The organism is Halomonas sp. AOP22-C1-8 (assembly GCF_052378905.1).
GTDB classification, from domain to species: domain Bacteria; phylum Pseudomonadota; class Gammaproteobacteria; order Pseudomonadales; family Halomonadaceae; genus Vreelandella; species Vreelandella citrativorans.
Genome location: NZ_JBQSYD010000004.1, coordinates 133659 through 156889, shown reverse-complemented (window position 1 = coordinate 156889; position 23231 = coordinate 133659). Strand labels below are relative to the sequence as shown.

The window sequence follows — 23231 nt, the reverse complement described above, 5'->3', positions numbered from 1 at the left end:
CCGATACCTCAGTCACACTGGTAATCCCCCCACCAAACCGTAGTGCTTTAAAGTAGAATTTCTCGCAAAGGAAATTCAATGAAAAAGTCTCCCGCTTTGGCTGAGTGAGCGGCTTATTAATGCCTACGCCATACAACATTTAATAAAAAAGAGGAGGGCCAAAAAGAAAAAAAATCTCACGGCAGTGTAAAAACAAACTCAAAAAGATAAATCAGGGAGTAAACATGTTGTTGAACAACAAAAAATGCCATGGCATTTCTACATTGGCACTAGTAGCAGGTTTAGGGTTTTCAGGAACCACACAGGCATTCAATGTGTATGAAGACGGAGAAACTTACTTTGACCTATATGGCCGTATACACTTGACGTTAAACAACGATGACGGTAACGACTATATTAGTGAAGAAGGTTCACGCCTTGGCTTTAAAGCTGGACATAGGATAAATCCTAAGCTAGAGGGTTTTATAAGAGCCGAGTTTAGATTCACCGCTAATGATCGTGACGAGGCACGGCCTAACGTCATTGATGATATAAGGAACACATATGTAGGGCTACGATTTGAAGACGTCGGAGCCGTAAAGGTTGGTAACTTTGACTCCATCTATTATCAGAACATATCCAAGGTTATCAATGTAAGAAATACTGTGGATTGGCGAGCCTTGGCAAAAGGTGGTGCCCGCGCCCGTGGAAACTCTATCTCTTTTGAATCCCAAAGTTTCGATGGCTTCAGCCTGGGTGTCGCTGGAAAGCTCGATCCAGAAGATGAAGATGCAGGTGAAGAAGAAACACTTAACCTAATGGGATATGTAGCCTATGAAACAGGCCCGGTACGTTTTGCCGCTGGCTATGATGAAGCAGAAGGTGATGATGATGCTCTACTCGGGGCAAGCGTAACCTACAAAATATCTCCACAGCTAAGTGTCGGTGCGTTATTTGAAGAGCAGGGAGATATTCGTCATTATGGTATAGCACCCGTTTTTAGTTACTCAGAAGGCAAAATATACGGGAACGTCAGCTATATGGAAAATAGTGACATGAATTTGAGTGACGTCCAATACGTTGCGGGTGGCAGCTACCGGCTTAGTGATCCAATGTTTGTATATTTAGAATATGCTAGCAGTACAGATAGGGAGATCAATGCGATTGATAAGGATTGGTGGGCTTTAGGGGTTCGATACGATTTCTAAGTTTCACAGAGCCCATTAATACAGTTATCAGCGCTGCGTTGGGTTCTAGGTTCTGTACGAAAAGTCGGCTCGCAAGCAGAGGCCTATGCACGCCACGCATACCATCGCTCTAAAGCTGCTTGCTAACTTATCGTAGCGTGTGGCGATACGGCGTGACTCCTTCAGCCAACTAAAACAGCGCTCTACTGCATTTCGTTGCCGGTATTTAGGCTTATCAAACCGTCTAGGTAGACCTGGCCGTATTCTTCGATGCATGTTGCGCTGCGCTATTACCGGTTTCATGCCGTGCCTGTCGCAATAATGGCGCAACTCATCGCTGTCATATCCTTTGTCAGCCACCATATAGCGACTACGTTTACGTGGTCGCCCAGCGTTACCAGGCAGGTAAATCTTCTCTAATGTCGAAATAAAGTGCCGAGAGTCTGCCTCTTGGCCAGGAGACAGCGTGAACGCCAGTGGCCAGCCGTGACGATCGCAAACCAAATGAATTTTGGTAGTTAAGCCTCCACGACTACGCCCCAAGGCGTGATCTAAGGGTTCTTCAGAGCCCCCTTTTTGCCGCCTCCTGCGGCAGCACGGGTGGAGCGTATAGAGGTCGAATCAATCATCCATGTATCCAGGTCCATCAGTCCATCTTCACGTAGCCTGAGCTGTAAGCGGGAAAGAATGGCTTCAAACGTGCCATCATCTCGCCATTTTCGAAAGCGCTCATAGGCGGTTGACCAGGGACCATATCGCTCGGGTAGATCTCGCCACTTGGCACCAGAACAGAGAACCCAGAAAATGCCATTGAGAACCTGCCGGTCATCCCGCCGTGGCCTGCCCATTACCTGAGTTGGCGACACAATATCTGTAATCTGTGCCCAGTTCTCATTGGATATCTCGTACCGGCCAACCATCATTTTCTCCCTATGCAGCTATTGCATGGGAAAACTTAGCAGATATCACTTTTCGTACAAAACCTAGGTGACGAATGGGATATGTTGGACACCTAAGTTAACGAAGCATTACAGATAGATAGTTAGGTGCTTGTTGCCAGAAAGGCACGCATGCGCACTCATAAACCGTTAAATTTAGGGGGTTTTGTGCCTGAATGGGCTATTAGATTCTTTGATTCGATCTCATCTGTAACATCAGCAGCTAGAGCACTAGGTACGGTTTTGCTTGTTCTATTGCTCTGGAGGCCAGCCTCAAAACTATTCTCTAATATTGGCTTTCCCGATGATTACATAATTCTTTTCCTGACAGTTGGAGCGTTCTCCGTTTCATACCTTGTAGTCAGGTTGCTTGAAATTGGATGTCTCAAGATCTTAAGTTTGCAGAATGATCGAAAGGCTAGTTTAAGAAAAGAGAGAGATCTGGCCAACTTTAAAAAAAAGGTGAGAATGACCCTGCCACACCTCAATCCCAAAGAACTCAGAGTTCTTCGGGAATTGGTTGAATCAGAGCAGCGCATGGATATCCGGGAAAAGGAAGTTAGCTGGCTGAGCAAATCGGGTTGGATCACAAAAATACATCAAGCACCCGCTGCTGAGTTTTTTTCCAGCTGAGCCCTGTAGTACGTCCACTTTTTATTGAGTTCGAAAAAAATCGTTTTAAGGGGATGGTGAATCAAACGATTTCTAATCTTACTGAACCGCAGCGAAATTTTTTGGAGCTTTTTTGGCAAGAGCCGATAATTCATGGCACAAGGGAAAGCCAAAATTCAATGCCTTACAAAATCTACCATGCTGGCTTGGGATTAGTCACTGTACTTGGACTTTCAAAATCAGAATGGCGAGAAGGTGGACACCTGTGCGAGCGATTTGCACTTAATAACTATGCAAAGTCGAGATTGGAAGATGAGGTTTATGGTATTCCTCCTGTTCGGATTGAAGTTGATCTGAACCTCGAATATGTAGAAGGTCCCGGTTCCTCAGGTGGTGGAGCGCGAGGTCGGATTTAACAATCACAGGCATCAGTATTGACCACTAGAGCGAATAGCCAATTTGATGCGAATAAAAAAATGGCAAAGGTGTGGCAGCCTGTCAGCGATAACAAATGGTTATCATGCGAATTATCATAGGGCTCACATTGGCCAAGCTCTACACCTTACATTCCTATTTGCGCTTCAAGCTTTTTTACATGGTACCGCACAGTTCCCGTGCTCATAGGCTGCATACGGCTTCTGCCAGCAAAGATAAAAGCCTCAGGGTCGATTCCCAACTGATCTACCTTCATTAAATGAGGCAGCGGCCCGAGGAGCTCGTAGCGCTCATCATCCACAGTAATGAACACCTTTCGGCTGGATTGCACAACGTGTGCACAGCGAAGCATAAGTACCTTTTTTAATGGCAACTGATAAAGCATTGAAATTGCTGCAGGCATTAAAGCTTTAGCTTCGCGCTCGTTCGGTGTTGAAACAAGCTTTTCCATTACTGCCTTAATTTTTTTAACGTGTTGCTTATTGCTTATCCCTTTATTTTTTTTCTCAGGTAACACGAGATTAACGGCGTATTTATCTTTGGCAAAGGTTCTGAAAACAGCTAAGGAAGCACAATGCCCTGGCTTTTTCTTAGCATGAGATACGATAGCTTCTTCGGGAAGTTCCTGAATGGAAGATACCTTGGCTGACATCAATAGCTCTATAGCTGCTCGCAGATAGTTCCTAACAGTCAAAGGTTTGATTGGTGTCTCTTTGTAAGTAACTCTCTCACTCAATTCTTTTGCATAGTCGACGACCTCACGATGCCAAGGCTGCTTCTCATAACATTGCAAAATATCATTAATCCTCTTATTTTCAATCGCTTGCTCTTTCTCTTCGTTATCCCACTCTATGCCTAGTTTTTCTACTAAGAAATTCACCACATGAAAAGAACGGCGAAGCTTTTCAGCTCCAAATAAATTGAATAAGTGTTGCTGATCAATATCTCTGACGGACAAAGTATTCCGTTCGAGTATGACCAAAAAACGCGCATAACTATCTATTCGCGTCGTCATATTTCCCGCTTGCCTAGGAAGCCTTTCCCAAGAGCAAAACTCAAGAAATAGCGCTCTACACCAAGAAGCTTCAAATAACTCAAGGTTCAGCATTATTCGTCGGTCTAAACGGCGTTTTAAAGAACAGTCTTGGCAAGGGGCGTTGCCACCACCGGGAGTATCTGCTCCACAGTCAGGACATGAGTGAGTTTTTGGATATGGCCCGCTGCAATCTCTACAAACAGCTCGTCCTTCAACATCATATTGATGGAGCTGACGATATTTCCGACAAACCGAGCAGGTTACAAATGCGCAGGCCTTCCTTTCGCATGCCTGGCAGATAATCTCTGAAAGTTCACCATTAGTGATGCGTGAATATCTGCTAGAAAGACATCCACAACGGGAACAGGTATGTTCCTCTCGCCCATGCGGAGCGCAGCTTTTGCAAAACGCAGCGTGACCAATAAGATAACCGGCTCTCGGCAGCGGCTTATCGCAGCGCGCGCAGACACGGTGCAGCCTGAGGCACTCACCGCAGACCGGGTTCTCTTCATACTTATGGGCTCGCACTGACTCGCCGCATTTAGTGCAAGTCTTCTTCTTAAACTCACGGGCATAACATGTCGAGCAGTAAGCGCTCCCTTTGTAGCGCCTTTGCGCCTTAAGCATGGATCGACCACAGTCATCACACTGCAAGTGGGGCTTATGACTCACAAAAATGGGTATCCTAAAAAACTTAATATATGTCGAGCTCTTTCCTGGCGGAACTGTACAAGCTCAGTTCGTCGGCACCGATTTAGACAAGGGCCTTTTGGCTGCTGATTCGTGCTGCGCGTTCTTCGTACCCCCACAGGCAGATATGACAACTGCTCAGCAAAAAAAGCAGGCATTATAGATTTTATGAATGTCCTCTGAGTTAGACCAAGCACACTTGAACCTTCTTGGAATGACGATGGCCAATCAAGAAGCCAATATGCCAAGGTTTCCAAAATTGCAGTCCTATAGGCAACACGCTGATGCTCATACAAGCAACGCTGATTTGAAGGACGATGGAAGGGTTTCAAGTCGTAATGATGCCTCAGTCGATCATGCTGTAGCGAATTAGCGAGCACGCCTGCCATTACCCGAATGACACTCAGAGCTTCCGGACTGGTGGACGCTTGTGGGAGCAAGTTAGTCGGAGTTCCATTCGCTAATTTCAGTAGCTGGGATTGAAGAGCTAACACTAATGGAGAACAGCACAAGGTTGGTAACTTGCGAGAAAGAAGCGACACCCCACATACCGTACAGCGATCCATTCTTTGCACGGTACTTAGATGTGGCATCAATGGCGCATCACAACGTGGGCAAGCATCGCTCATCATGGCGCCATGGTAAGGACAAACAACCATAAACCCTAAACGCCAGTCACGATAATAGATGGCCCCATAATCCTTGAAGCATTCGGAACAATATTGGAGGCCGTGCTGGGTACGTACCTTGTTAGATATCCCCGCTGACAGAAGAAAGGGGACATTTCCCTGACGATGAATTTTTACCAAACTCTGCTCAATTGAACGTAATGTCATCCTTTCGACTGACGCAACATCAAAACCTGAGTGGCGCGACACGGTATAGAGCAGCTCATCACTGGCACTACGATCAATGTCACGGCTCCAGATAGGAATAGATGGAGCCCAGTAATTAGCAAACCGATAGGGGGTCAGGCCGTGAGCAAAGGCGCTACGCATCAACCACGAAGTAAACAGCTCATTCTTAGCTGGTGATAGCATGATCGCCCAGCTTCCTCTGATCACAGTTTAAGCGCCTCCTTGCCATAATCAGAGAGTTTAACCCAGCCGATGTTATCAAGAAGCTTAGCGTCTATATGCTCTTTACCATCTCGGATCGCTTTAACGGTCGCTCTTTTAAGCACGGTCGCTACGCCGCCGATGGTGCCCCCACTCATACTATGTAGCTTTATCGCGATATCCTGACTAGACAGCTGAGAGGGCTCAGCTAATGGCAGTAAGCGTTCAAAGCTGGCCAAGAGGCGCAAGAAGCTAACATCTAACTGCCATCGAGGTAGTGCCAGCGGCTCAAAGCGACTTGAGAGTTGAGTATCGGTGTGCAGCGCGAGAATGGAGTCACGCGTACCGACGGCTACAAGCGGAAGCTGTAGCTTATTGCTCAATCTTTTAAGCATTCCTAGAAAATGCCTCTGTTGTCTTGCACTTCCATGTAGCACATTGTGGATTTCATCAATAATGAGCATCCTGGCTTGTACGTAAGTTAATACCGAAATAGCTTGGTTCTCCTTACGCTGCACGGGATCCGTATCTCTGTGGGCTATCTTTAATGACAGAAGTAACTCAGTCCAAAAACGCCCCTCATTTGGTTCGGAGGGCATTTCCATAACAATGACAGGTGCTAATGGCTCTCCAGAGGGAAGAATCTTCACAGGATGCTTTTCTCTGAAACGGTCGATTAATGTACTTTTTCCATTCCCGCTTTCTCCGACCAGCAACGTGTTGGGCATCCGCTGTACACGGGGATGTGCTAATTGATCCTCAAGCCGGGTCATGATTTCTTTGGCCCTAGGATAGGAAATCCAATGGTTTTGCTGAGCGAAATAAATGCGGTCTTCCGTCGTCCAGGTGAGTGTCTCAGCAATCTCTGGCTTGAGGTGATCAAAATGGGCCATATTCATTCCCTAGGCATCGTCATCGAATGGTTCTATAGGCAGTGCGAATATATCAATCTCACTTTGCACCTCTGTTTGAGGTGGAGCAGGAAAAACACTCTTAGCAGGCGCTTGTGTTTCAACAGATTCCGTTTTCTTGGCGAGTTTCTTCGTCGTATTGATACGAGCCATCTGACGTCTTGCTTGCTTCGTTTTCGTGACGGCCTGTTCAACACGATGACGCATCTTGAGAATGGTCTCAAAAATCACATCCTCATCAACATGCCGCAGTCCTTCCTCTCGAATGCGGCGAGTTGCTTCCCGTAACTCCCACACACTAATCGCTGGTCGAGTAGGATTCCGATAAGGAACCATGTAATAGATCTCACTTTCAGGGTCGTAGAAATAGACTTTACTGATATCGCGTGGATCACGACGGATAGTAAATGAACGAGCCTTCGTTTGATTTTCGGGGTCTTTTGAACCAATCCAAGGGTTCAACACTTCATGGTAGTAATTAATTTCATCCAGCTGGACGCCGTAGCGCTGCACAGTGCGTGAATAAAGAGGAAGGAAGTCTAACTTCAAACGCGTGGGGTCAGTTGGTATAGGCGGCATCCCCAAGCCCGGCTGTGTTGAGTCTCCTAATATACCGAGTTGCCACTTGCGCATTGGTGGCATGTTCAATTCAGAATGCTTGCGACGGTGATACACCCCAACAATAAATTCAACTAAATGCTGCTCAAACTCACGAAGGGTGAGCGCTGATTCTTTTTCTGAGTCATATCCTTTCCGTTGCTCAACGTTGGAAAATGTTGTGCCAGGTAAGGTGTGTATCTCATTTGCAGCAGTACCCATATAACGCTCTATATGTCCGCCGTAGTGGGGAAGCTTTACCGGACGTAATTGCAGGTCGATACCGTATTGTTCACAAGCCCGGCGCAGCATTTTCCCCCGGAATTCTTTCGCGTTATCAGCATGCAGAACACGCATTTTCCCCCAGACTGGCCACTCTTGCCCCACCCCCAGGTTTGCAAGATATTCATGCTTAGGCAACATGGCATTGGAGACACACAAACCCACTGAGATAGCACTGGGCTTTTCCATGCTAACCGCAATCCCCACCACCATTCGTGAAAAGACATCAATAGCCAGAGTTATCCACGGTCGGCCAAGCGCCAGACGATGCTCTTCATCAACTAAGATGACGTCAGCAGGCGTATGATCTATTTGAACAACAGCAAGAGGGAAATCCGCATTTGGAAACTCTCCCCTGATAGGAGCAAAGGTGTCACGCGCCTTATCTCGTAGCCCGCGGCGTCTCATCGTTTCACGTGTCGAAATCTGTTTTATGCGGTTACGGATTGTATTGGAGTGAGGAGGAAGTAAACCGGCCTGTTTGCAATGAGCTTTGACAGTGATAATTACGTCACTGGGCTTATATCGTTGACGACTTAGATATAAGTCATTGATCGCCCCTTCGATTATTGCCTCGACTTTCTTATCGAGCTTTTTCGTACCTGGCTTGCGGCCTCGCGGGGCTGGTATCAATGCTGAAATATGGCCAGCCTCGTGATAGTCCTTAACCCATTGGTATAAAGTGGCAACGTGAACACCGGCTTCTTCTGCTAACTGCTCTGCCTTTGCACGAGTACGAAATGGATCGTCAAGTAGAGGACGGATTGCTGCAAACCGCTGCTGAGCAACTTGCCAGTCTTCGTCTTCGATCTCGGATAAATCCTTTCCTTCAGCAACACCACCTTCTCCAAGCTCTATATCCGTTACGGGACGAAGCTGATGCGCAGACAGACGGTGCACCTCTCCAGTGTCGGTATCTTTAGCAAGGAGGGTTGCTGCATCCAACAAGTGCGAAACTCTATAGGTACGACCATTGGCTGTTATCACAGACCCAGTAGTTACCGATAGAAAAGCGGGCTCTGTAGCCATAAGAAACCTTCTCCGTTAGTAATCCATATGGGGCTGGACATGTTTAATGGGCGTATGAGGTCAGCATGAACACGGCCTATAGCGATCATTTGCCATAAACAACTAAGCGCACACATACGCTTTTCCTCATTCGCATAAGCAGCTGTAAGTAGAATTTCAGGTGTTGTTTCACCGAGCACGGCAAGGGTTCTAGCCAAGTGAGTAGCGGTAGCCGAGTCCTCTGCCAAGTCCCTATAGGCCCTTAGAAATCGTGCATTGTTCAATAGGCCAGTGCCTCTAATCTCTCGCTCAGTCACAATGCGAAAGCCCCAACCTTGCTGCTTGCAATAGCGTATAGCTGCCTGAAATTTAGGCTTCATAATGTGCCAATTTTCTCTCAAATCTTCGCGATACTTAACCTCATACAGAATCGGCGCCGCTTCATCCGAGTAAGTCACGAGCATATCGGGCGTGTACTGACGCCTTTTTCGATCATCATCTTGATACTTAAGGGTTAGCGGCTGCTCACAAACCGTAGCGACCAACGGATCAAAATCGAGGATCATCAGGAAATCGCGCTCTAATGATGACTCAAAATTGCAAGTGCTTCCTCGTAAGAAAGAAACCTGCCCAGTAAGGCTCCTTCGGTTAGTTCCAATAACTCTAACAGGCCGATTCATATTCAGTCGCCTATATATTTGTGATTTTAACACCCAGTCGCTTATATTGGTGTCAATTAGTAGCGTATTTACTTGTCGAAAATAACGTAAGATATTGTTCCAGTATAGCATTAGTAGCTGTTTTTAGTGGAATTCACAGTGGCTCAAAACCCAAACCAGGAGAAATCTCGCTTGCCCATCACGGTGTGCTTTTTTTAGACGAGCTGCCGGAGTTCTCCCGCAACGTGCTAGAAGTTCTGCGCCAGCCACTGGAGACAGGCGAAATACATCTGGCCCGGGCCAGCCACGAACGCCGATACCCGGCTCAGTTTCAATTGGTAGCCGCTATGAATCCTTGCCCTTGCGGGCATTTGGGCGACCCACGCCAGCGTTGCCAATGCACCGCCAGCCAGATTCAGCGCTACCAAGCGCGGCTTTCCGGCCCGCTGTTGGATCGTATTGATCTACAGGTCGAAGTTCCCGCGCTACCGCCCGAACAACTTACCGCCCAGACCCAGGGCGAATCTTCAGAAGCCGTGCGCGAGCGGGTGATGGCCGCAAGAGAGCGCCAAATGGTGCGCGGCGCACTCAACAGCCAGTTAAGCGGTAAAGCCCTGGAAGCCGCCTGCGACTTGAACGATGAGGAGCGCGCTTGGCTTGCCAGCGTGCTGGAAAAGCTCAAACTCTCCGCCCGCGCCTACCACCGCGTGCTGCGCGTGGCGCTGACGCTGGCTGATTTACAGGGGGAGCCCAAACCCACTCAGGCGCACTTGATTGAGGCCATTGGCTATCGACAGCTGGATAGGCTGTTGAAGGGGGCCTGAGAGGGGCGTTTGAACTCTGGTTTGTCTGTAGCAGCACCTCGTTTGATTTTTTAGATCGCTGTTTAGCTTGCGCAGGAAGTGGTGAAACATGGCCCAGCTCCCCAACATCCATTCAAGCGAAATCAAGATCAAAGATTGCCTACTACCCATGGGACCTGGTCAGAACACTCTACCCAAGCTATGAGTATCCTTGCCTATCGTACAAATATTAAGCAAAGTATTCATTCATCCGCCATAATGCGCTTGGATAATCAGGAAGGATGCGGAATCCGCCCATACCGTTTAAATTTAAGGCTCTAGAACACGGCCTTGAGTGAAATAGTCATGAGAAATAGCACTAAGTGCGATAAAAGCCGCTTCTCTATTTCGGTTTGAAACAAGCTCTTTAAGCCGGGTTAAATACTCAATCATTTGCTTTTTAGCACTATCGGAAACCTCTGGCGAGACGGCCTGATCCTCATAATAAAAGTGATGTTTTTTAGAAAAATCATGAATCACAAGATAAACAGCTGCATAATCCGGATCATTTATAATCAGCTCGTTCATATCTTTCTTTAGCTTTACGAAGGCATCTGTGCAAGCCGGAAAATTTTCAAACTTTTCGATAGCGTCAATAAATTTCATATCAACCTCCATTTAAACTCTACTTATTAAGTTGCCATAAAGAACAACTCGATTTATAAAAATACGCCTTAACCAATGAAATTAATCAATTAAAATATTTTTCCTTATATAATCAATAGCTTTTGTTCCTTTCAGCGAACGCCCCCAAATATCGCTAGTAATATCAGTATGAAGTTTGACAGCCTCTGGTGCCGACGTGATCATCGCAACCCCTAATCTAACATTAGGAAGATCCCCTAGTGTAAATGGACTTGTTGCAATAGTGTCTCTTTTTGGTTGTTTGAATATTTGAAAAGAGGAGTTTGGCATTGTGTCTTTCAGCAATCCCACTTGAACACCGATTGGCTGATCTTCGATTAAACCGATAATATGCTCCACCTCATTTTTAGCAATAACGATTCTTTTTTTAACCAACTGATTATCAAGATTATATGTTCCAACAAACCCATTCCCAACGAAGCGCTGAAGTTCAGAAGCAGACATTAGGCTTAAAAACCCAGGCTTCTTGAGCATATAGTTTCTCTTTCTCTCCCTTAGGACATTCATGATATTATCTACGACTTTTAAAGTCTCTGAGCATTTTTTTAGATCATCAGGTAGACTTTCTTTCAGAACATCGTTTAAAACTTCATCATACTGTGGCGTTGTCAATAAATAGGCAATGGGACCAAACATTGCTGAAATATGGCGTGTTTCGACTTCTATTTGCCGCATGCGTTCCATAAAGCTGACACAAGACGATAGATATTCCACACCGACGCCTAAAAGGGTCGTCATTGAAACGGATAAAACCTCGGATATTTTTTCCAAGGTCTCAAGCTTAGGAAGTGCGCCCTTTTCATAACGATATAGCGCCGCCCTTGAAACACCGATTTTATCTGCTATAATTTCAGGCGGTATATTACTACCCAGCCGAAAAGCACGCAGCCTATCTCCAATATCATTAAATTTTTCAGACATACCCAAAAGCCTTCTTATTATAAGATATAGGGGGCATGGCCTTGAACCCGATGTATCGAGCAACATACATTAAAATCTCAATGTACTTTCGCATAACGAAGGCGTGATAAGGCTTACCAAATAAATATTTAGAATCACACATTTCGGGCTCCCAACGGCCGCCTTTTATATCAGAATGAGACACTTATCATAATATATGATTTTTGCGCACTTTGTCTCAAGGAAAGATAACACGTGTGGCAATATAGTGTGCACTGGAAGCCTTGTACCATGATAAAGAGTCGGCTTTTGGCATACACGATCAATAAGATATATCCAGGCAGCTGATCAACCAATGGTTTTTTCATCACCATCGCCGGATTTACGACCAGGAAATCGACAATATCGATGCTGTGCCGATGCGATAAGCGTAGCCTGATGCTACCTGCTTGCACGTGAAGCTCATAAAGAAGCTAAACATCAAAACAGTTACCATAAAAAATAATATCAATATCTCGTAATAACCTATATTAAGCTGATGTCGTAATATCGTACCTAGCCAACCAAGCAATGCTGATCAAGGGCCATAAAACTCGATAGTATTTTCTGCCAGAGAAGAGATCTCATCTTCTAATAAAGCTGGCCGAGACGGCTACGACGGTAAACGCTATCATATTTCGCTCAAAGGATATGGCACCTCAATACAGGTCATATTCAAGGTTACACTGTAATACTAACTTCTACGCTTCGCTTACGAAATGGGGGCTACTTTACAAGCCCCCATTTTTAACGACCGCTAAAGGTATTAGCTACCGTTATCTTGAATAAGACGATTGATAATATTGCGACCGTTGCCACAGGTAAACCACGCCGGACATGATGATACCCAACACCGTTGTCCAAACGTTTGGCCAATAGCACAACACCATTGCGATTAACAATAGGATTCGCTGACTGATATTCGTTTTGGTGCGAAAGTAACCCGCACTTACGGCACCTTGTAGAAACACTCCTATCAAGGCGGACAGCCATACAACCGCAATATCGAATGGCTCTCCATTCATCAACATGGGTGAAAAGGCAAACAGCAAGGGCATAATGTAGAGCATTTTTGATAATTTCATTGCCCTTACGCCGGTCGTAAATGGATCTGCTTTTGCAATTGCAGCTCCAGCATATGCGGCAATACATACTGGAGGCGTAATATTTGAGTCCTGACTTAGCCAGTAAACAATCATGTGAGCGGCAATCAATGCAACGCCCAGCTCGTTCAAGGCTGGTACCGCCAACACTGCTATTACGATGTAAGAGGCCGTTACCGGCAATCCCATACCGATCACTAGGCTCGCGAGAGCGATCAGAATGATCGCTAGAAGCAGATTACCGCTTGAAACCGAGAGGAATATCGAGGTGAACTCTTGGGCCATTCCGGTCAAGCTAATCATTCCCAAAATAATGGAAATGACGCCCACGATAGAACCGATAACCAGCGTACTAAGCCCGCCTTGATAAAGTGCAGCATAGATATCGCCGATTCCCATCCTCGTTTCTTTTGTCCCCCATGAGCAAGGGATTGTTGCCAGCACACCCCAAAAAGCGGCAAATGCTGGTGTAAACCCATAGACAAGCAATGCAATTACCAAGAGCAGAGGCAAACTCAGAATGCCCCGTTTGCGTAGAACTGACCTGACCTTTGGCACCTCGTCATCTGACAGGCCACGAAGACCTAATCGCTTGGCCTCAAAATGAACGGCCCACCAGATACTGGCAAAATAAAGGATCGCGGGCACGATGGAGACTGCAATGAGCGTCTGATAAGGAATGCCAGTTAGCTCTACCATGATAAAGACGCCCGCGCCCATAACGGGCGGCAAAAACATACCCCCGATAGATGCCGATGCTTCAATAGCCCCCGCCGTTTCTTTGGGATATCCCGTTTTTTTCATCAAGGGAATTGTCAAAGAACCAGTAGTGACGGTATTGGCAATCGCACTACCAGAAATGGAACCCAATAGCATTGAAGCAACAATCGAGACTTTGGCAGGGCCCCCAGTGCGCTTACCCGCTAACGCCGTCGCTATATCAATGAAAAAAGCGCCGGTACCGGATGCCGAGAGAAAGGCACCAAAAAAAATAAAAACGATTACGTAGTTAACGAACACTCGAGCGATCATTCCGAAAAGCCCATCTTCCGAAATGAAATTGAATAACGCGATGCGCTCTAGCGAAAAGCCGCGATGCGAGATCACATCAGGCATACTGCGCCCAAATATCGTGAAAAGGATAAACGCTATCGCGATACCGGGCAGCATCCAACCATGCACTCGCCGCGCCATCTCGATGGAGAGAACTAAAAGAATAAGTCCGCATAACAAATCGGCCTGTGTCTCTGCTCCCAGCCGGCGTGTTATATCTGGGTAATAGAGCATGAAATATCCACACACGACCAGAGCCAGTCCCGCCAGCCCTATATCAAGAAGGCTTGGCGCGCTTTTAGATGTACCTCTTCGTGTGGGATACGTTATGAAGACCAGTGCGAAGGTGAGAGCCACAAAAACGCCTAGATGGTATTGCATGTCGGCTGCACCAAAAGCGGCGCTATAAAGGTAGAAAGCACTCATAAACGCAGCAAGCAGCTTGATAATAATGCGCCATGGCGACTGCAGCCCGTCAATATTTACTGTGCCATCATCACGTTCGCTGCGTATCTTTTCGTTTTTCCGCAACATGTATTCGACCTACTCTGAGTTAGTAGCCTACGCACTCTTTACCAAGGCATCCTGAGCGAGAAAAGGTAGTAACAAAAGCGTCGCTTTTAGCTACCACCTTTCTTTCAGTGACTTAATGATAAGAACGTACTTAAAATGTTATTGAGGAAGTTCAATGCCTTGATCACGCCAAAACTGCTCTGCGCCTGGATGCAACGGAATGAAGTTGCCGCCACTCACTCCGTTTTCGAGACTCATTTCCCGTGTGGTATTGCTCACCGCACGCATGTGTTCGAGTCCTTCTTCGCTATACAGACTCTCCAATATACGATAAGCAAGATCGTCGCTTACGTCTTCACTGGCCACGAGAATACCAATGTCGCGGATCGATTTGACGTCATAGTCAATACCGGAATAACTACCAGCCGGAATAATCGCTTCGCTGTAAAATGGGTAGGCATCGAAAAAATCGGCGTCTTTTAGTTCGTCGTACGTGCTAATTAACTTGGCATCAAGGCTCGAAGTGGTATCGACGATTGCGCCCGCAGGAACCCCCCACTGCCCATGATAGGCATCAAGTTGGCCATTGCGCAGCTGGTCGGAAGATTGCGATCCATTGATATAACTTGTACTGACACGATCCTCAAGATCGAAGTACTCCAGGATACGATCCATGGTTTGAGCCGTACCAGACCCGGCGCTACCAACAGAAATGCGGTGACCTTCCAGGTCGGCGATAGATTCGATTCCTGAATCAGCAGTGGTTACAAGTTGCGATACGGCGCTGAAAACAAATCCTAAAAACCGCACATTGTCGACTGTCCCCGTTTCAGCGAAATCCTCAAGTCCGTTCGCGGCAAGATAGGAATCGCCTGTGAACGTAATACCCATCTGCAGATCACCCGAACCAATACGCCGAATGTTTTCGGTAGAGCCCGCCGAGCCTTCAACCGTGAACCGCACATCATCAAAGGTGTCATTCATACGGGATGCAACGCCACTTGCAAGAGTGTTAAAAGTGCCCCCAGTTCCTCCTCCCCCGATAGAGATGAACTCTTTTGCCGATGCGGTAAGGCTGGTCACGCCAAGTATGACTCCTGACACAACAGCAACGCTGTAAGTCCAATGGATCTTTTTCATTTTTAATTAACCTCAAATTTTAAAATGTTTCTCAAATACAAAAGCAAAGAAAATTCCAAAAAAAAAGAAAATGTTTATTAATATAGACTTATGTAGAAAAGGAACCATAAAGACCACTCGACAACATCATTATTGATCCAATTTGGTGCAAAAAAAGTTAAATTTATAATAAATGCACTAAAAAAGTGCTCATTAGTTAATCCTCTTTTGAGGACATGGAAAGTATCGAAGTCCCCCCTATGGATAAGGCATCTCTCTGTTAACGTAAAGGGCTCGCTTTTAATTGCATTGATATTAAAGAGCATCAATACGAATTGACAAATTTAACAGACAATCTCATTATCTAAAAAATGAGATAAGTATCTTTTAAGATAAATTCGCAGATATGGTTGGTCACGTAGTCAGTTATGGATGGTATGAGCGTGCTCAACAACAAGGAGACTATATTATGAGTTCCTCTTCCACCCGCTATTTCAGCTACGTCGACTGGACGGGGTTTTCCTCTGAAAACGCATTGGCCGAAGCAATTTTCCATGAGCTGGCTAACGAAACTTCCGACGAAGAAGGAATCACTCGAGAGTGCTACTCTAGCGGTGAAGATGCCGCATTAAAGATTTTTTCTGCCGTGGCTACTGCTCATCAGTTGGAAGTTTTATCCGATAGTGCAAGCAACATTGTCGTCCGAATGCCCGAGGATGATGGACATCGTGCGGGGCACTATATAGGCTCCCATGCCGACTCAGTACCCAAAGGCGGAAACTATGATGGAGCGGCGGGAATCGTCGCGGGGCTGCTTTGTCTCATTCGCCTTCAGCAGGTGCAACCGCCATTGGCCACCCCTGTGCGCTTATTAATGTTGCGAGGAGAAGAAAGTGCTTTTTATGGGCGCGCCAATATAGGCTCACGCGCGCTTTTCGGCATGCTCGACGAGCATGACCTGTCTGCGAAGTCGAGCGGCTCCGGTAGCACTTTGGCCACCGCAATGGAAGGCGTCGGTATCAATCTTGCGCCTATTCAATTAGGAAAATCCTTATTCGACCCGCAAATTGCCAAAAGCTATCTCGAGTTACACATCGAGCAGGGACCAGTGATGATAGAGCAGCAATGGCCAGCGGCCATCGTCTCCGGTATACGCGGCAATGTGCGCCACACTCGTATCGTGTGCCAAGGCGAAGCAGGACATTCAGGCGCTATCCCACGCACTTTGCGAAAAGATGCGGTGTTTGCCTTCGGCGATCTAGTGAACCGCTTGGATGAACACTGGCGCGCCTTTCTCGAAGAGAAAAAGGATCTTGTCGTCACCATTGGAATGGTGGGTACCGATCCGAAAGAGCATGCTATCAGCCGTATTCCGGGGATGTTGACGTTCGCTTTTGAGGCACGCAGTCAGGCAACTGATACGCTGGAAACTTTCTACCAACGTTTCCGTACGGAATGTGAGGAAGTTGCGCACCAACATGGGGTTACTTTTACCTTCGATGATAGAACCGATACCGCACCAGCCCGCATGCATGACAACGTCATCGAACGTCTCTCTCTCGCCGCCGAAGATTGTGGCATCAAACCACATAAGCTGCCTTCTGGTGCTGGACACGACGCCGCCATATTTGCCAATGCCGGTATTCCGTCAGGCATGGTCTTCGTACGTAATGCCCATGGTTCTCACAACCCACGAGAAGCCATGGATGTGGACGACCTTATCAAAGGCACTGATATTCTCTTTAAAGCGATCACTGATTGGTAAGCACTGCCTGGCTCTCCACTGGGCTGCTTCTCGGCTATATTAATACAGGGTCGAAGTCCCCGCTCTAACGCCCGAACAACTCATCGCCCAAACTCAGGGTAAATCATCGGAAGCCGTGCGCGAGCGAGTGATGGCCGCAAGAGAGCGCCAAATGGTACGCGGCGCACTCAATAGCCAGTTAAGCGGTAAAGCCCTGGAAGCCGCCTGCGACTTGAACGACGAGGAACGCGCCTGGCTTGCCAGCATTCTGGAAAAGCTCAAACTCTCCGCCCGCGTCTACCACCGCGTGCTGCGCGTGGCGCTGACGCTGGCGGATCTGGAAGGCAAACCCAAACCTGCCCAGCCGCATTTAATTGAAGCCATTGGCTATCGACAGTTGGACAGGCTGTTAAGAAAAAGTTGAAAGCGTATGAAAAAAGGCCTGCCATCAACCCTCGTGGCGGCCGCTCATCACCCACGCCGTCCATGAACCATCGAACAGCGAAAGGTGCTCGTACCCGGCCAACTCCGCGGCTACCCACACAATGCAGGCGGTGATGCCGGAGCCACAGCTGAAGGTCAGGTGGTCCGAAGGGTAAAGCTCTTTGCTGCGCATGAGCTCTGAAATCTCTTCCCGGCTCTTGAAGTATCCGTTATCCAAGAGCTCGGTAAACGGCAGATTAAAAGAGGACGGGATATGCCCACTGGGAAATTCCGGACGGGGCTCGGGGCCGGCCCCTGAAAAGCGCTCGGCACTTCGGGCATCCACCAGCTTAAAGCGCTGCTGCGGAATATTGTCGTAGACCTCGTCCACACTGACCACGCTTTCGTTGGCCTTTAGCACAGGGCGGGAGGACAGCGGCGCTGGCACGGAATAACCGTGCTGCACCGGCAGCGACAGCGAGAGCCAGTGAGGCAAGCCACCATCCAGCAGCTTTACATGCTTGAAGCCCGCTTGAGTGAGCAACCAATAGGCACGCGGGGAGGAGTAAACACCCCGATTATCATAAATCACTATCTCATCATCAGGGGTCAAGCCGAGGCCTTGGCACGCCGCTTCCAGTGCCTCTTTCGAGGGCAGCGTATGCGGAAATACCGCCTCCCGGTCGGAAAAGACCTTCTCGATATCAAACTCAAGTGAACCGGGTATTTTTCGATCATCTTCCGGCACATGAGCCGCAACGGGGCTATTGGGCAGCGACGCATCCAGCACCGTGGGTGGAACATCACTCGCCAGGCGGTCCAACAGGTCATTGGCACTCATCAGAATATCTGACATGCGTAAAACTCCCTTGAGACAGTTGGGTAGGCTATTGAAGGGTGCCTGGTTGAAAAGGCTTATTTAAAATAACGTAGCTAAAAAAACCTAATCCTTCACACGCGCCAGAATATCCACCAGCCGCTGGCAGAGCGCATCCAGTTTTTTGCTATTAGCTTCTTCAATAAACGTACCCGTTTCATCAAAAGCCGTGTGCGCTTTGGAGAGCGACATGGGTTGGGGCAGTACGATCAAGCCCAGATTGGCGAGCAGCTGTTGGGCCAGCGGCATCGCGCGAATGCCACCTAACCCACCAGGCGAGGCCGAGACCAGCGCGGCCCATTTGCCTGAGTAAAGTGCCAGGCCCGGCGTGTCTTCATAAGGGCGTGATAGCCAGTCCAGCGTGTTCTTCAAAAGTGGGGTGATAAAGCCGTTGTATTCCGGCGAGGCGATAATCAGTGCCTGGTGATCAGCCAGCAACTCGCGCAGTTTAAGCACGTTCTCCGGAACGCCTTGGGTTTCAATGTCCTCATCAAACAGGGGGCACGGGTAGTCTTTCAAATCCACAAACGTGGCGACGCCGCCCAGCGCCTCAATACGCTTGGCCGCCAGCCGCGCCAGCTGTTTGTTGTGTGAATCCTGACGACTGCTTCCAGCAAATACTAATACCTTGGGTACTACGCTCATTCGATGGGCTCCTTAATGACAGGCTATTGAGGGTCGGCAGGCGCGTGCGGCCCGTCAGGCATCTGGTCAATAAATATGTTGATAGCGCTAAACAAGGCCTCGCGGATCGGCGCTGCTTCGTTAACTAAATGGTGGCGTGCTTCCGGATGGTAGTGAATCTCGGCGGCGGTAAATTTTTGTGCTAAAACGGTCAGGTTCCACTGCCAATCAACCGTTAAATCCTGCTCACCCTGCAAAATCAATGTTGGCACGTCGACAGGCTCAAGCGCGAGCAGGCGTGGCATCCAGCGCCGCATGGCACTTACCCACGCCACACTTAAGCGCTCGGGCTGCAGTGGGTCGTGATCACGCAGAAATTCGGTAAACGCTTCGTCGGTTGAGTTGGGCCGAAATTTACGCGGAATATCCTTCAAGAACGGGCTAGCGATAAGGTGCATCCAACTCGCCTGAGTCCACCGCCAAGGGCGTACCAACGGCGCGAGCAGCACCAGGCCATCCCAACCGGCCTCTTCGCGCCGGGTGAGTGCGTCGGTTGCAAGAATCGCCCCCCCGGTACTCTGCCCAACACCCAACCACGGCCTGGGAGCTATGCCTAGCGTGATCAGGGTGTTTTGCATGTAGGTGAGGCAGTGCTGATAGTCGTCAAAATCTTCAATCTCTGCGCGCGGGCCACTCGAAAGCCCATGACCCGGCAGGTCCCATAGCACTACCCGCCAGCCCTTGGCCAACAGGTGCGTTAACAGGTGACGATAAAGGCCTAAATGGTCAAAGTAGCCGTGCACCACAAAGGCTGTTCCTGATGGATTGGGTGGGCTCCACACCTGGCACCACAAGGCAAAGCGGCCAGTATCGATAAAACCTGCATGTACCTCATCGGTGCTTTCAAAGAGTGCTTCCAGACCATAATGCAGAAAATAGCCCTTCACGACGTCCCACAGCGCTTCACCCGGCACTAATCGGGAAAAGACTGATTCGCCTGCCGTTTGCCGAAACAAACTTTCCATCTGTTGGAAATCCTGCATCCAAACCTCTCTATGAGCGCCCTGTTTTCTTATCATTTGGTCGAGCATTGTGCCGCTTTAACGTCTACGCTGTTTACATGCCTGCACAGTTGTGGAAGTATTTTCCATAAATGTATTTTGCGCTTATTTTACTCTGGCCGTGGCCATTCACCACCCACGGGCACCTTCACAGGAGAAACCCCATGAGCGAGCGTATCACGCGCCACCGTTTGCAGGTGGCCACCGAGCTGGACCGCTTTATTAACGAGCAGGCACTACCTGGCACGGGCGTTGATGAAAGCGCCTTCTGGGCCGGTGTCGATGCCCTGTTCCATGATCTGACCCCAAAAAATAAACAATTGCTAGCAGAGCGTGATGCGCTGCAAGAAAAAATTGATGCATGGCATCGTGAGAACCCCGGCCCCGTTAGCGACATGCCAGCCTACCGGGCGTTTTTGAAAGAGATCGGCTACCTGGCCGACCTGCCTTCCAACGTAAAAGCGACCACCGCCAATGTCGACCGCGAAGTTGCCATACAGGCAGGTCCACAGTTGGTGGTGCCGGTAAGTAACGCCCGCTATGCCCTGAATGCGGCGAATGCGCGCTGGGGCAGTCTTTATGACGCGCTCTACGGCACCGACGCTATTTCCGAGGAAGACGGCGCGGAAAAAGGCACACGCTTTAACCCCAAGCGCGGCGCTAAAGTCATTGCCTATGCGCGAGGCGTTCTGGACCGTGCGGCGCCCTTGGCCACCGGTTCCCACCGCGACGCAGTTAAATACGCGATTCGTGACGGTCATTTGGTCGTTACGCTGGAAGGCGGCCGGGAAACAGGCCTAAAAGATTCCGGCAAGCTGATTGGCTTTACCGGTGAAACGTCCGCTCCTGAGACGATTCTGCTAGCCAATAATGGCCTGCACCTGGAAATCCAGATCGATGCCAGTCACGCCATTGGCAAAACTGACCCGGCGGGCGTAAAAGACGTCGTCGTTGAAGCCGCGCTCACCACCATTATGGACTGCGAAGACTCCGTGGCTGCCGTGGATGCCGAAGACAAGGTAGGCGTTTATAGCAACTGGCTCGGCCTGATGAAGGGCGATCTGGAAGAGAACATCGACAAGGGCGGTAAAACCTTCGCCCGTAAGCTGCACGCTGACCGCACCTGGAACACCACCGAAGGCGGCAAGGTGACCCTACCCGGCCGTTCGCTGATGTTTGTGCGTAATGTGGGCCATTTGATGACCACGCCCGCGATTCTGGATGAGGAGGGCAACGAGTTGCCGGAAGGTATTCTCGATGCCGTGGTTACCTCGCTGCTGGCCCTGCACGATCTTAAAAAAGATGCCGACCAGCCGCGTAACTCGCGCACCGGATCGGTGTATATCGTCAAGCCGAAGATGCATGGTCCTGCCGAGGCTGCATTTGCCAACGAACTGTTTGGCCGCGTAGAAGATATCCTTGGCATGAGCCGCGACACCCTAAAGATGGGCATCATGGACGAAGAGCGCCGCACCACGGTCAACCTCAAGGCGTGTATTGCCGAGGCCTCTTCACGCGTGGCGTTCATCAACACCGGCTTCCTGGACCGCACCGGCGATGAGATGCACACCGCCATGGAAGCAGGCCCCATGGTCCGCAAGGGCGACATGAAATCCGCCGCGTGGATTACCGCCTACGAGAAGAGCAACGTACAAGTAGGCCTTGCTTGCGGTCTACGCGGTCGCGCCCAGATCGGTAAAGGCATGTGGGCTATGCCCGATTTAATGCACAACATGCTGGAACAGAAAATCGGCCATCCAAAAGCCGGTGCCAACACCGCTTGGGTACCTTCACCCACGGCCGCTACCCTACATGCGTTGCACTATCATCAGGTAAATGTCACCGACGTTCAGCGCGAGCTTGAAGCGCTGGGCGAGCCCGACTTCCTGGACGACTTACTCAGCGTCCCAGTGGCGGAAAACCCTAACTGGTCAGATGACGAGATTCAGCAAGAGCTGGATAACAACTGCCAAGGCATTCTGGGTTACGTGGTGCGCTGGGTAGAGCACGGCGTGGGCTGCTCCAAAGTGCCGGATATTCACGATGTAGGCCTGATGGAAGACCGCGCCACGCTACGCATCTCCAGCCAGCATATTGCCAACTGGCTGCATCACGGCATTGTCGATGCGCCGCGCGTAGAGGAAACCCTCAAACGCATGGCGAAAGTGGTCGATGAGCAAAACGCAGGCGACCCCACTTACACCGCGATGAGCAGTCACTTTGAGGACTCCACCGCGTTCAAAGCCGCCTCTGACCTGATCTTCAAAGGCCGCGTACAACCGTCGGGCTACACCGAGCCGCTGCTTCACGAGTGGCGCCAGGTGCATAAAGCGAAGTAAATTCGTTTTATGGTACAACTAGCCCTAAGGCATATGCCTTGGGGCTTTTTTTATGAAGGACAACAACAATGACCATCATGACTGTCGAACAGATCGAGCACTTTCTGGATGAGGTGTTTCCCCAGCGAATGGGCAGAGTTGAAAGCGTAGGCGAGATGTGTGCCACGATGCGCTTAACGGTAGGTTATGAACACCTGCGCCCCGGCCCCCGAGTAAGCGGCCCTACGATGATGGGCTTTGCCGATGTGGCGCTGTATGTGGCGATCCTTGCTCAAATCGGCCCTGAACCCATGGCGGTGACCAGCGACTTAAACTGTCACTTCCTGCGCGCAGCTTCAGGCGAACACGACATTATCGCCCACGCTAAACTGATCAAGCTGGGCCGCCGTTTAGCGGTGGGTGAAGTGCAGATATTCTCCGCAGCCGATGAACGCCGCCCAGTTGTGCACGTCACCGCAAGCTATGCCTTGCCCGCTACGTAGCAGCCGACAAACGGGGTAAGCAGCGACCGTAGAGAATAGCTTGCAAAAAAACGCCCCGGGCCCTGGCTATCAAGA

19 protein-coding genes and 2 pseudogenes are annotated in these 23231 nt (G+C 49.1%); 8 read left to right on the top strand and 13 right to left on the bottom strand.

Going from position 1 to position 23231, the window contains the following annotated elements:
- The first annotated feature begins 224 nt into the window (after positions 1–224).
- Entirely contained in the window at positions 225–1187 is a 963-nt protein-coding gene (locus ACT3TY_RS03885; RefSeq protein ID WP_086961201.1) for a porin, read from the top strand.
- Positions 1188–1232: 45 nt separating this feature from the next.
- Here the strand turns inward: ACT3TY_RS03885 and ACT3TY_RS03880 are convergent.
- Positions 1233–2086, bottom strand: a protein-coding gene (locus ACT3TY_RS03880; RefSeq protein WP_172118838.1) for an IS5 family transposase whose coding sequence is annotated in 2 segments (ribosomal slippage) — positions 1233–1744 and positions 1744–2086 — 855 coding nt in all. Because the reading frame shifts where the segments join, the coding sequence is not laid out codon by codon here.
- 150 nt (positions 2087–2236) lie between these two features.
- Here ACT3TY_RS03880 and ACT3TY_RS03875 point away from each other — a divergent pair.
- Together ACT3TY_RS03875 and ACT3TY_RS03870 are read left to right on the top strand one after the other, a co-directional pair.
- Positions 2237–2737: a hypothetical protein gene (locus ACT3TY_RS03875; protein ID WP_141393022.1), complete on the top strand. Its 501-nt coding sequence runs from the start codon at positions 2237–2239 to the stop codon at positions 2735–2737.
- 56 nt (positions 2738–2793) lie between these two features.
- A complete protein-coding gene (locus ACT3TY_RS03870) occupies positions 2794–3132 on the top strand; it encodes a hypothetical protein (RefSeq protein WP_141393021.1) in 339 nt (112 codons plus the stop codon).
- A gap of 146 nt (positions 3133–3278) precedes the next feature.
- Here the strand turns inward: ACT3TY_RS03870 and ACT3TY_RS03865 are convergent, their stop codons facing one another.
- The 5 genes from ACT3TY_RS03865 to ACT3TY_RS03845 form a co-directional block, all read right to left on the bottom strand.
- Positions 3279–4166 carry a hypothetical protein gene (locus ACT3TY_RS03865; protein WP_096277095.1) on the bottom strand — a complete coding sequence of 296 codons (888 nt, stop codon included), beginning with the start codon at positions 4164–4166 and terminating at the stop codon, positions 3279–3281.
- Between the two features lie 689 nt (positions 4167–4855).
- Entirely contained in the window at positions 4856–5917 is a 1062-nt protein-coding gene (locus ACT3TY_RS03860) for a TniQ family protein (protein ID WP_192524527.1), read from the bottom strand.
- Between the two features lie 20 nt (positions 5918–5937).
- Entirely contained in the window at positions 5938–6828 is an 891-nt protein-coding gene (locus ACT3TY_RS03855; RefSeq protein ID WP_176483352.1) for a TniB family NTP-binding protein, read from the bottom strand.
- A 9-nt stretch (positions 6829–6837) separates the two neighbouring features.
- Positions 6838–8673, bottom strand: a complete 1836-nt coding sequence (locus ACT3TY_RS03850; protein WP_176483351.1) for a Mu transposase C-terminal domain-containing protein — start codon at positions 8671–8673, stop codon at positions 6838–6840.
- Positions 8674–8723: 50 nt separating this feature from the next.
- Positions 8724–9413 (bottom strand): TnsA endonuclease N-terminal domain-containing protein, encoded by a 690-nt coding sequence (locus ACT3TY_RS03845; protein WP_217990263.1) that lies wholly within the window; start codon positions 9411–9413, stop codon positions 8724–8726.
- Between the two features lie 131 nt (positions 9414–9544).
- Between ACT3TY_RS03845 and ACT3TY_RS03840 the strand changes: the two are divergent.
- Positions 9545–10216: pseudogene (locus ACT3TY_RS03840) on the top strand (ATP-binding protein); the annotation flags it as partial.
- A gap of 288 nt (positions 10217–10504) precedes the next feature.
- On the opposite strand, the gene ACT3TY_RS03835 reads toward ACT3TY_RS03840, so the two are convergent.
- From ACT3TY_RS03835 to ACT3TY_RS03820, 4 genes are all read right to left on the bottom strand, one after another.
- Complete coding sequence (locus ACT3TY_RS03835; protein WP_192526909.1) at positions 10505–10840, bottom strand: hypothetical protein; 336 nt, start codon at positions 10838–10840, stop codon at positions 10505–10507.
- An 81-nt stretch (positions 10841–10921) separates the two neighbouring features.
- Positions 10922–11800 carry a helix-turn-helix domain-containing protein gene (locus tag ACT3TY_RS03830; RefSeq protein ID WP_192526908.1) on the bottom strand — a complete coding sequence of 293 codons (879 nt, stop codon included), beginning with the start codon at positions 11798–11800 and terminating at the stop codon, positions 10922–10924.
- Between the two features lie 794 nt (positions 11801–12594).
- Complete coding sequence (locus ACT3TY_RS03825; protein WP_192526907.1) at positions 12595–14508, bottom strand: TRAP transporter permease; 1914 nt, start codon at positions 14506–14508, stop codon at positions 12595–12597.
- Between the two features lie 138 nt (positions 14509–14646).
- Positions 14647–15627 carry a TAXI family TRAP transporter solute-binding subunit gene (locus ACT3TY_RS03820; protein ID WP_192526906.1) on the bottom strand — a complete coding sequence of 327 codons (981 nt, stop codon included), beginning with the start codon at positions 15625–15627 and terminating at the stop codon, positions 14647–14649.
- Between the two features lie 448 nt (positions 15628–16075).
- Here ACT3TY_RS03820 and ACT3TY_RS03815 point away from each other — a divergent pair, with 448 nt between their 5' ends.
- Positions 16076–17371 (top strand): hydantoinase/carbamoylase family amidase, encoded by a 1296-nt coding sequence (locus ACT3TY_RS03815; protein ID WP_192526905.1) that lies wholly within the window; start codon positions 16076–16078, stop codon positions 17369–17371.
- A 46-nt stretch (positions 17372–17417) separates the two neighbouring features.
- Positions 17418–17774, top strand: a pseudogene (locus tag ACT3TY_RS03810) (YifB family Mg chelatase-like AAA ATPase); the annotation flags it as partial.
- A gap of 24 nt (positions 17775–17798) precedes the next feature.
- On the opposite strand, the gene ACT3TY_RS03805 reads toward ACT3TY_RS03810, so the two are convergent.
- From ACT3TY_RS03805 to ACT3TY_RS03795, 3 genes are all read right to left on the bottom strand, one after another.
- On the bottom strand, positions 17799–18629 hold the full coding sequence (locus tag ACT3TY_RS03805; protein ID WP_192526904.1) for a sulfurtransferase: 831 nt from the start codon (positions 18627–18629) through the stop codon (positions 17799–17801).
- An 87-nt stretch (positions 18630–18716) separates the two neighbouring features.
- A complete protein-coding gene (locus ACT3TY_RS03800) occupies positions 18717–19295 on the bottom strand; it encodes an NADPH-dependent FMN reductase (protein ID WP_444627399.1) in 579 nt (192 codons plus the stop codon).
- A 23-nt stretch (positions 19296–19318) separates the two neighbouring features.
- Positions 19319–20317 (bottom strand): alpha/beta hydrolase, encoded by a 999-nt coding sequence (locus tag ACT3TY_RS03795; RefSeq protein WP_193057261.1) that lies wholly within the window; start codon positions 20315–20317, stop codon positions 19319–19321.
- A gap of 182 nt (positions 20318–20499) precedes the next feature.
- Between ACT3TY_RS03795 and ACT3TY_RS03790 the strand changes: the two genes are divergently transcribed.
- Entirely contained in the window at positions 20500–22674 is a 2175-nt protein-coding gene (locus ACT3TY_RS03790; RefSeq protein WP_193054026.1) for a malate synthase G, read from the top strand.
- A 68-nt stretch (positions 22675–22742) separates the two neighbouring features.
- On the top strand, positions 22743–23156 hold the full coding sequence (locus tag ACT3TY_RS03785; RefSeq protein WP_172116877.1) for a PaaI family thioesterase: 414 nt from the start codon (positions 22743–22745) through the stop codon (positions 23154–23156).
- Positions 23157–23231 lie beyond the last annotated feature (75 nt).